Raw genomic sequence first — 2374 nt, 5'->3', positions numbered from 1 at the left:
CGTCGACCAACGTCGACTCCATCGCCTGGCGAACGCCGGGCTTCACTTCGTTGACAAAGATGCGCATCACGAAGAACGCGGCGATGCCCACGATCAGGAAGAAGCCGAGGAACAGCTTGAGGCCAAGCCGCATCGCTCAGACCTCCAGCGCGTAGCCGAGCCCGCGGTGGGTGCGGATCGGATCAGGGTCGGCACCGGCGGCGCGCAGCTTGGCGCGCAGCGTCTTGACGTGGGTATCCACCGTGCGATCAGCGCTGTCGGCGTCGGTGTCCCAGCCCCGGTCCATCAATTGCGCGCGGCTGAGGATGGCGCCAGGGCGCTGCAGCAGCGCGGCCATCAGCGCGTACTCGTAGCGGGTCAGCTCCAGTGGCTGCTCGGCGAAGCGGATACGGCGGCCCTCGCGGTCGATGGCGAAGCGGCCGTGCTGTTGCCACCCACCCTGCTCGACCGACGTACCGCTACGGCGCAACCGCGCGCGCACCCGGGCGACCAGCTCGCGCGGCGAGAACGGCTTGGCCATGTAGTCGTCCGCGCCCAGCTCCAGGCCCAGCACGCGGTCGAACTCGTCGTTGCGCGCGGTCAGGAAGATCACCGGCACCTCGCTGAAGGTGCGCAGGCTGCGGCAGACCTCGAACCCGCTCATGTCCGGCAGCCCCACGTCCAGCACCACCACGTCGAAGGCCTGCTGGCGCAGCGCTTCCAGCGCGCCACCGCCGAGCAGGCAGTGCTGGGCGCCATAGCCCTCGCTGCGCAGCGCGTACAGCACGGTGTCGGCGATGGCGGTTTCGTCTTCGACGACCAGGACGTTGTGCAGGGGGCGGTTCATGCGCGCAGCATAGCCGCTGGGCCCGCCGCCCCGTACACTGCGCCGATGAATTACCGCCACGCCTTCCATGCCGGCAACCACKCCGATGTGCTCAAGCACATCGTGCAGCTTGCCCTGCTCGACACCTTCAAGCGCAAGGACAGCCCGTTCTTCGTGCTGGACACCCACGGCGGCGCCGGCCGCTACCTGCTGGCCAGCGAGGAAAGCCGCAAGACGCTGGAAGCCGAGGACGGGGTGATGCGGCTGATGGCCCAGCCCTCGCTGCCGGCGGTGGTCGAGCGCTACCTCAAGGCGGTCCAGGCCGACAACCCGGTCGGGGCGATGATCAGCTACCCCGGCTCGCCGCTGCTGACCGCCCAGACCCTGCGCGAGCAGGACCGCATGGCGGTCTGCGAGGTGCAGGACGACGAAGTGGCCTCGCTGAAGGCGCTGTTCGCCCATGACAGCCGGGTGGGCGTGTACCACGCCGATGGCTATGCCCAGAACAGGAAGCTGCTGCCGCCCAAGGCCAACGGCGTGAAGATCGGCCGCGGGCTGGTCCTGATCGACCCGCCCTACGAAGGACAGGACGCCGAGTACCAGGCCATCCTGGCCTCGGTGACCGAGATCCTGGGCCGTTGGCCGCAGGCGAGCTTTGCGATCTGGTTCCCGATCAAGCAGCGCCGCACCATCCTGCATTTCCTGCGCAAGGCCTGCGCGCTGCCGGTGAAGTCGGTGCTGACCGTGGAACTGCTGGTGCGCCCGGACGATTCGCCGCTGCGGCTCAACGGCAGCGGCATGCTGCTGCTCAACCCGCCGTGGCAGTTTGACCAGGCGTTGGCCCCGGCAATGCCGGTGCTGAAGCAGTTCCTCGGCGAAGCCGGCGCCAGCACGCGCCTGCAGTGGCTCAAACAGGCCGAATGAGCGCCCCTGCGCCTCCCTGAACGGCGTGAGCGTTCCGTTCACGGAACCCGCCCCCGGGGATGCGAGAATCCGAAGACCACCTAGGAATCACCGGTATGGCTACCCGTAACCGCATGCCGCCCTGGCACGAGATTTTCAAGGCACCCAGTGGCCACGAGCTGCTGATCCGCCCGATCCGCCCCGAAGACGGGGCACCACTGCACGCCGCCTTCAGCCTGTTCGGGCCGGAGGAGATCCGTGACCGTTTCCTGCAGTCGGTGACCGAGCTGTCGCCGGAAACCACCCAGCGCCTGACCCACCCCAATCCCAAGAGCGAAATCACCCTGGTCGCGGCCGAGTCCCTGCCCGCCGGTGAAGCCGTTGTCGGAGCGGTGGCGCGGGCCTCGATCATCCAGGGCACCCGCGAGGCCGAGTACGCCATCCTGGTCAGCCGGTTCCTGGTCGGCCAGGGCCTGGGCCGGCAGCTGATGCGCAAGCTGGTCAAGTGGGCGCGTGGCAAGTACCTGGACCGGTTGTACGGCGACGTCGCCGAAGAGAACGAGCCGATGAAGCAGCTGGCTGCTTCGCTGGGCTTCAAGCCGGTGCCGCATCCGCAGGGCACGCCTGGCCTGGTGCGCATGGTTTTAGAGCTCGATAGCTGACGGC

3 protein-coding genes are annotated in these 2374 nt (G+C 68.3%); 2 read left to right on the top strand and 1 reads right to left on the bottom strand.

What is annotated here, in order from left to right:
• Window positions 1-136 precede the first annotated feature (136 nt).
• Entirely contained in the window at window positions 137-826 is a 690-nt protein-coding gene (creB, locus tag ACXJKH_RS18765; RefSeq protein WP_256776465.1) for a two-component system response regulator CreB, read from the bottom strand.
• A 45-nt stretch (window positions 827-871) separates the two neighbouring features.
• On the opposite strand from creB, the gene ACXJKH_RS18760 reads away from it, so the two are divergent.
• A complete protein-coding gene (locus tag ACXJKH_RS18760; protein WP_457321630.1) occupies window positions 872-1729 on the top strand; it encodes a 23S rRNA (adenine(2030)-N(6))-methyltransferase RlmJ in 858 nt (285 codons plus the stop codon).
• Window positions 1730-1824: 95 nt separating this feature from the next.
• Window positions 1825-2370, top strand: a complete 546-nt coding sequence (locus ACXJKH_RS18755; RefSeq protein ID WP_038689569.1) for a GNAT family N-acetyltransferase — start codon at window positions 1825-1827, stop codon at window positions 2368-2370.
• Window positions 2371-2374: the final 4 nt, after the last annotated feature.

This window comes from Stenotrophomonas sp. P5_B8 (assembly GCF_054049855.1).
This window is presented reverse-complemented; position numbering and strand designations above follow the sequence as displayed.

Bases quoted from the DNA above. Each gene is read 5' to 3' on its own strand.
- ACXJKH_RS18755 (WP_038689569.1), top strand. From the start codon at position 1,825: ATGGCTACCCGTAACCGCATGCCGCCCTGGCACGAGATTTTCAAGGCA.
- creB (WP_256776465.1), bottom strand. From the start codon at position 826: ATGAACCGCCCCCTGCACAACGTCCTGGTCGTCGAAGACGAAACCGCC.